General features: G+C 62.2%; 6 protein-coding genes. 2 read left to right on the top strand and 4 right to left on the bottom strand.

Annotated features, from left to right (window positions below; all coding sequences use genetic code 11):
* Window positions 1–230: 230 nt before the first annotated feature.
* Complete coding sequence (locus BFW87_RS23355; RefSeq protein WP_078742073.1) at window positions 231–689, top strand: REP-associated tyrosine transposase; 459 nt, start codon at window positions 231–233, stop codon at window positions 687–689.
* Window positions 690–895: 206 nt separating this feature from the next.
* Here the strand turns inward: BFW87_RS23355 and BFW87_RS23360 are convergent, their stop codons facing one another.
* From BFW87_RS23360 to BFW87_RS23380, 4 genes are all read right to left on the bottom strand, one after another.
* Complete coding sequence (locus BFW87_RS23360) at window positions 896–1,375, bottom strand: AAA family ATPase (protein WP_078742074.1); 480 nt, start codon at window positions 1,373–1,375, stop codon at window positions 896–898.
* 42 nt (window positions 1,376–1,417) lie between these two features.
* Window positions 1,418–2,446: an alginate lyase family protein gene (locus tag BFW87_RS23365; RefSeq protein WP_078742075.1), complete on the bottom strand. Its 1,029-nt coding sequence runs from the start codon at window positions 2,444–2,446 to the stop codon at window positions 1,418–1,420.
* A 338-nt stretch (window positions 2,447–2,784) separates the two neighbouring features.
* Window positions 2,785–3,933, bottom strand: a complete 1,149-nt coding sequence (locus tag BFW87_RS23375; RefSeq protein ID WP_078742077.1) for a PAS domain-containing sensor histidine kinase — start codon at window positions 3,931–3,933, stop codon at window positions 2,785–2,787.
* On the bottom strand, window positions 3,923–4,738 hold the full coding sequence (locus BFW87_RS23380) for an alpha/beta fold hydrolase (RefSeq protein ID WP_078742078.1): 816 nt from the start codon (window positions 4,736–4,738) through the stop codon (window positions 3,923–3,925). The genes BFW87_RS23375 and BFW87_RS23380 overlap by 11 nt, the downstream gene beginning before the upstream one ends.
* Before the next feature lie 127 nt (window positions 4,739–4,865).
* Between BFW87_RS23380 and BFW87_RS23385 the strand changes: the two genes are divergently transcribed.
* Window positions 4,866–6,012 (top strand): TPM domain-containing protein (locus tag BFW87_RS23385; RefSeq protein ID WP_078742079.1); only part of this gene is annotated, 1,147 nt, incomplete at its 3' end.

The following is a 6,012-nucleotide window of genomic DNA, read 5'->3' on the forward strand; positions in this document are numbered from 1 at the left end:
GCGTTGGGCTGCGAAGCAGCCCCAAAACCAGCACCGAGTTCTTCCTGAAACAATTCGATGTTTTTCATTGGGGCTGCTGCGCAGCCCAACGCGGGGCAAGCCCGCTCGCCACAACAAGCCCGCTCGCCACAAGAGCCTGCCTTGCGACACATATGGAAATCCAGTAGTACAGGACGGCAGTCCAGCCTTGGCTAACGTGAAGACTCCTCCACACCAAAAGGCGCAACGGAATGCCGCTTCAACCCAACTCTCACCGGCTACGTCGTGGCCGCTATTCAGAATCCGGTCGGGCTTATCTGGTCACCGCAGTCGTACATCGACGCCAGCCCTTGTTCCGTGACTTTCACTTGGGTCGGTTACTGGTTGCTGAACTCAAACGTGTCCATGACAAAGGGCTGGTCAACTCGCTGGCGTGGGTGGTGATGCCGGATCACGTTCACTGGTTATTCGATCTGAAGGATTCCACCCTGCCCGATGTGATGCGTCAGACCAAATCCCGCAGCGCGCTCAGCATCAACAGTGCGCGCGGCAGTAAGGAGCGGTTCTGGCAGCGGGGTTACCACGACCGTGCGGTTCGGGCTGATGAAGATGTTCTGAGAATGGCCCGTTACGTTATCGCTAACCCTTTGCGGGCGGGGTTAGTTGAGCGCATCGGAGATTACCCCTTGTGGGATGCGGCCTGGCTATAACCCAAAGGCGAACGGCTGATCTTTGTGGCGAGCGGGCTTGCCCCGCGTTGGGCTGCGAAGCAGCCCCAAAACCAGCACCGAGTTCTTTCTGAAAGAGCTCGGTGTTTTTTATTGGGGCTGCTGCGCAGCCCAACGCGGGGCAAGCCCGCTCGCCACAACAAGCCCGCTCGCCACAGGAAGCCTGCTGGCTACAGGAACCTGGCTCGTTAGAGTTTCAGGGCGGCCACGGTCTGCTCCAGTGTCATTACGGCCGTATCGATCGTCAGTGGCGGCTCATCCCATGGCTCATACTCATGCGCCAACACCGATTGCCAGCTCGGCGGCGTCAGCCCGGGAATATCTCCGGTACGCGCTTCCACACGTCGCTGGTGCTCCAACCGGTCCGAGCAAATCACCTGAATATTGCGCAATTCAACGCCTGCCGCCAACGCCACCGCCTTCCACGCCTCCCGGCTCTCCCGGACCGGATTCACGCAGTCCACAATCACCCTATGCCCCAAACGCAAATTACTCAGTGCCAACCCATTTGCCACCCCATAACCGCTGGCACCCACCAACACCCCGGCGTCCCGAAGCGCCTGCTCGATCACGTCTATGCGCAGGTACATCGCACCCGTCTGGCGCGCGAGTTCGCGGGCGATGGTGGTTTTGCCGGTGCCGGGCAGGCCGCTGAATACAATGAGCATCGTCAATCCTTTGAGGGGTAAGCCCGGCCAGTCTAGCCGCCCTTATTTCAAATAGCAGGCACTGATCCAGTCCGCCGGGTGTTCTGCCAACTGCTTGGCCACCGGCAGGTAGCGCGTGTCGAGCTGTGCCGCCAGCCAAAACAGCGTGGCGCTGCTTTTGGGTTGCCAGGTGCCGCTGTAACCGGCTTCGCCAACACCTGCGCGGTCTTTGTCGAATTGCACGTGGGTGTGCACGAACTCCTGATGGCTGCGTTGGCCGTTGGCGTAGGGCACCAGCCAATCGAGGGCGGCGGCCAGTGAGGCGCCGTTGGTCTTGAGGTTCAGCCAGTCGCCGCCATAGGGCTTGGCTGCCAGTGCGGCTTGCACCAGCGGTTCCAGGTCGTAGACCACGTAATGCAAGGCGTCGCGGTCCTGGAAGTCGGTCACCGAACCGTCGGGCAGCACGTTGTCGGCGATCTGTTGTTTGAACAGCTGGTGGGCTTGTTCAAGCATTGCCTTGTCGCCCAGCGCGGCGGCGGCCACGGTCACCAATTTGACGCGATGGCTCTGCCAGTTGTTGGTTTGGGTGCCTTTTCTCGGTCCGTGGAATTGCTCGATACGGGCGATATAGCCATTGCCCAGGTTGCTGATCAAACGGCGGCTGGCGTCGCGGGTTTCCAGGCGCAAGTGGTCAGCGGTCAACGCATAAGCGTTGATCAGCATGTCGAGATTGGTTTCGTCGATAGGGTTGAAGTCCGGCTGATACACATCGGCCCACGCCGCCAGGTAGTTGTCGACTTGCTTGAGGTAGCGCGGGTCGCCACTCAAACGCCACGCCAGTGCGGCCTGGCGCATCACCGGCCAGTCCTTTTCAGCGGCGATGCTCTGCTCGCGAATGCCGTGGTGGGGCAGGGTACCTTCGGTGTGCAGATGCGCCAGCGGGTTGGGTTGGTCGGCCAAGTGGCGTTGGGCGGCGGCCATAAAGGCTTGGTTTGCTGGGTTGGAGGCAGTGGGCTGGCAGAGGTTGGCGGCAAGGGCCGCATGAGATAAACCGGCGAATAAAGCAGACAAGACGAAGGTGGTTTTTTTCATGGGCGGCTCAGGTGGGCTCGAACGCGCTTACGCTAGCACGCGGCCAGTTTTGGCTGGATGAAACTGCCATATCCCCCGCAGAGTGCTTTTTTGTGGAGAGCGGGCTTTCTGTGGCAAATGGGCTTGTTGTGGCGAGCGGGCTTGCCCCGCGTTGGGCTGCGAAGCAGCCCCAATACATTCACCGCGTTTTTTCAGGCAAAACGCGTGCGCTGGTTTTAGGGCGGCTTCGCCACCCAACGCGGGGCAAGCCCGCTCGCCACAACAAGCCCGCTCGCCACAAAAAACAAGCCCGGTTGCTACAGGAAGCCCGCTCGCCACAGGTGATGTGCAAGCACCATTCAGCCAAGCGCAGCTTGAAACGTCACGGTAAACGTCGTGCCCTGTGTGGCGCAGGAATTCACCGCCACATCGCCGCCGTGCACCCTGGCCAGTTCGCGCACGATGTACAGGCCCAGCCCGACGCTGCGCACTTCGCTGCCCTGGTCGGTGCCTCGGGTCATGGGCTCGAACAACACCGCGATCAGCGTTTCGGGGATCACCGCACCGTGGTTGTGCACCGCCACTTCGCAGTTGCCGTCGCCCAGCCGTGAGGTAATGGTGATGGGCTGTTGCAGGTCGCCATAGGCCACGCTGTTGGCCACCAGGTTGCCGATGATCTGCTGCACGCGGTCGGAGTCCAGGCACGCATCGCCACGGCCTTCGGCCTGGTGTTCCAGCGTGGCGGTGGGGAAGGCGACGCGCAGCTCGTCCACCGCGCGGTGGATCACCCCGTGCAAGTCCAGCGGCTTGGCCTTGATGGTAATGCCATGGCCAACTCGCGCCTGGGTGAAGTCCAGCAAGTCGGCGATCATGCGCTGGGCGCGCTCGGACGACTGGCCGATATGCCCCAGCAACTGACGCTCCTTGGCCGTGCGCTCGCCACGGCTGAGAAAGTCCGAGGCCATGCGGATGGCCGTCAGCGGGTTTTTCAAGTCATGGCTGACAATCGCCACCATCTGCTCGGCAAACAGCGCGCGGCGCTGGGCGATGGCATAAGCCTCGTTCAACTCGTCCTGGGCGTGCTGCAGCGCCAGTTCAGTCGCGGTTTTTTCCTGCAACAACGCCTCGGCCAGGTTGCGCGCGTTGAGCAGCTCGCGTTCGTACTTGTCACGGTCAGTGGTGCCGAACAGCGCCAGGTCGTACACCGTGCCGTCAGCGCTTTCACGCTTGATGCCATTGAGCAGCACGGTCACTTTGTGGCCGTCCTGGTGCAGCATATCGAGCTTCACTTCGGTGACGCTGCCACGCAGGCGCAGCATCGGCGCCAGGTGCGTCTGGTGGAATATGCGCCCGCCCATGGTCAGCAAGTCCTGGAAACGCCGACGGCAAAGCTCGTCCGTGCTGAAGCCCAGCCAGTCACTGAAACGCGCGTTGGCTTGCAGGATCGTGCCGTCTTCGGCCGTCACGGCCAGGGCGCAGGCCGCGCTGTCGAACAGGTCAGCCGGCATGAGCGACGGCCCACGGCGCCAAAAACGCTTCCATCGCCGCCGCGCAGGCCTGTGGCGCGCTCATGTGCGGGCAATGGCCGACGTTGTCCACCAGGCAATACGTGCTGTTGGGCAACACGCTGTGCAGGTATTCGCCCACGGCCACCGGCGCGATCAGGTCGTCGCTCGATTGCAGGATCAGCACAAGCGTGGTCAGGCCCACCACGTCCTGGCGGTTATCCGACATAAAGGTCACCCGCGCAAACTGCTTGGCGATCTCCGGCTCGGTGCGGCAGAAGCTGTCAGTGAGTTCCTGGCTCAGCGCCGGTTGCCCGGGCGCGCCCATGATCGCCGGGGCCATCGCGCTGGACCAGCCGAGGTAATTGCTGTCGAGGGTGTCGAGCAGGTCGTCGATGTCGCTGCGCTTGAAGCCGCCGACATACCCCGCGTCATCGATATAACGCGGCGACGGGCCAATCATCACATGGGCGGCGATACGCCCGGGCGCCAGGCGGTCGGCGAGGGTGCCGATCATGGCGCTGACCGAATGGCCGACCAGAATCACCGGGCCCAGCGCAAACGCATCGATCAGCTCGTTCAAGTCACGGGCGTAGCCGTCCAGCGTGCTGTACTTGGTTTTGTCGAACGCATTGAGGTCCGACCGCCCGGCGCCGACCAAGTCATACATGACCACGCGAAAACGATCGACAAATTGCGGCGCCAGGTAATTCCACATGGCCTGGCTGCAGCCGAAACCGTGGGAAAACACCAGGGTCGAGGTGCCGTTGCCCATTACGCTGACGTTATTGCGGTGCTGGAGGCTCATGGGCTTCTCGATTTATGGCGTTTTGCTATGCATGCGCGGAGTTTAGATAGTCAGCGGCGTGGGGTCACGCGTTATACGTCGATAAGGTAGAGTCGGCGCCTTAGGAAGACACTTCAGGTAACAAAGCATGATGGCGATTTTGCGGCAAACCGTCTTGAGCCTGGTGGCAATGGTGTTTATCGGCTTGTCGGGCACCGCCCAGGCCGACACTTCGCCCATCGGCGTGGCCCTCGACCAGCGGGTGATCGACCTCACCAACACGCTGGACGCCAGCACCAGCACGCGCCTCAAAGACCAACTCGCCGCCCTTGAACAGCGCAAAGGCGCGCAAGTCGCCGTGTTGCTGGTGCCCACCACCGGCGGCACGAGCATTGAGGACTACGCCAACCAGCTGTTCCGCGCCTGGAAACTGGGGCGCAAGGACATCAACGACGGCATCCTGCTGGTGGTGGCCAAGGACGACCGCAAGGTGCGCATCGAAGTGGGTTACGGGCTGGAAGGCACCGTCACCGACCTGCTGGCCCATCGCATTATCGAAGAACACATCACCCCGGCGTTTCGCCAGGGCGACTACGCGGGCGGCGTGCAACAGGCGGTCAATGACCTGACCTTGCTTGTGGACGGCGGCGACCTGCCGCCGCTCGCCGCGCGGGAAGTTAACCCGCAGATCATTGCCGTGTTGCTGGCACTTATTGCAGGGGCCATCGGCGGGGTGTTGATTGCCGCCGGTAAACTGCACTGGCGCCGGGCGTTGATGGCCTTCGTGGCCGTGACGGCGCTGCTGACGATGTACAGCGGGGGGGATGATTGGCCGGTGTCTCTGGTGGCCTTCCCATTGACGCTTCTGATCGGCGGCGCACTGTTTGGCGTCTTGTGGCTGGCGCGCGTGGCGTTTTACTGCGTGATCGCGCTGTTGGCGTATATCGTCGGGCTGCTGGTGGTGGACCACTTTGTCGAGGTCAATTTCGTGCATTGGCTGGTGTGGCCGTTCGGCAGCGCCCTGGTGCTGGCGTTGTACGTGGGGCTGTTCTTCGTCATGCGCGAATCCTGGCGCAAGAGCCCGCGGTTTTTCATCGTGCGCGTGGTGGCGGTGGCGGCGGTGTATGTGGCGGTGGGGTTGCTGCTGGGGCATGGCTATCAGGGTTGGTTGATCGCGGTGCCAGCGGCGTCGATTGTGGCGTTTATTTTGTGTGTTGCGAGTATTTCCGACGGGGGCTCGGGGGGCGGGTCTGATTCGGGTTCGGGCGGTTCCAGTTCCAGCTCAAGCAGTAGCT

Origin of the sequence: Pseudomonas fluorescens (assembly GCF_002022275.1) — a bacterium.
Taxonomy (GTDB): Bacteria; Pseudomonadota; Gammaproteobacteria; order Pseudomonadales; family Pseudomonadaceae; genus Aquipseudomonas; species Aquipseudomonas fluorescens_AJ.

Coding starts and splice junctions, on each gene's coding strand:
- BFW87_RS23355 (WP_078742073.1), top strand. CDS start 231: ATGCCGCTTCAACCCAACTCTCACCGGCTACGTCGTGGCCGCTATTCA.
- BFW87_RS23380 (WP_078742078.1), bottom strand. CDS start 4,738: ATGAGCCTCCAGCACCGCAATAACGTCAGCGTAATGGGCAACGGCACC.
- BFW87_RS23360 (WP_078742074.1), bottom strand. CDS start 1,375: ATGCTCATTGTATTCAGCGGCCTGCCCGGCACCGGCAAAACCACCATC.
- BFW87_RS23375 (WP_078742077.1), bottom strand. CDS start 3,933: ATGCCGGCTGACCTGTTCGACAGCGCGGCCTGCGCCCTGGCCGTGACG.
- BFW87_RS23365 (WP_078742075.1), bottom strand. CDS start 2,446: ATGAAAAAAACCACCTTCGTCTTGTCTGCTTTATTCGCCGGTTTATCT.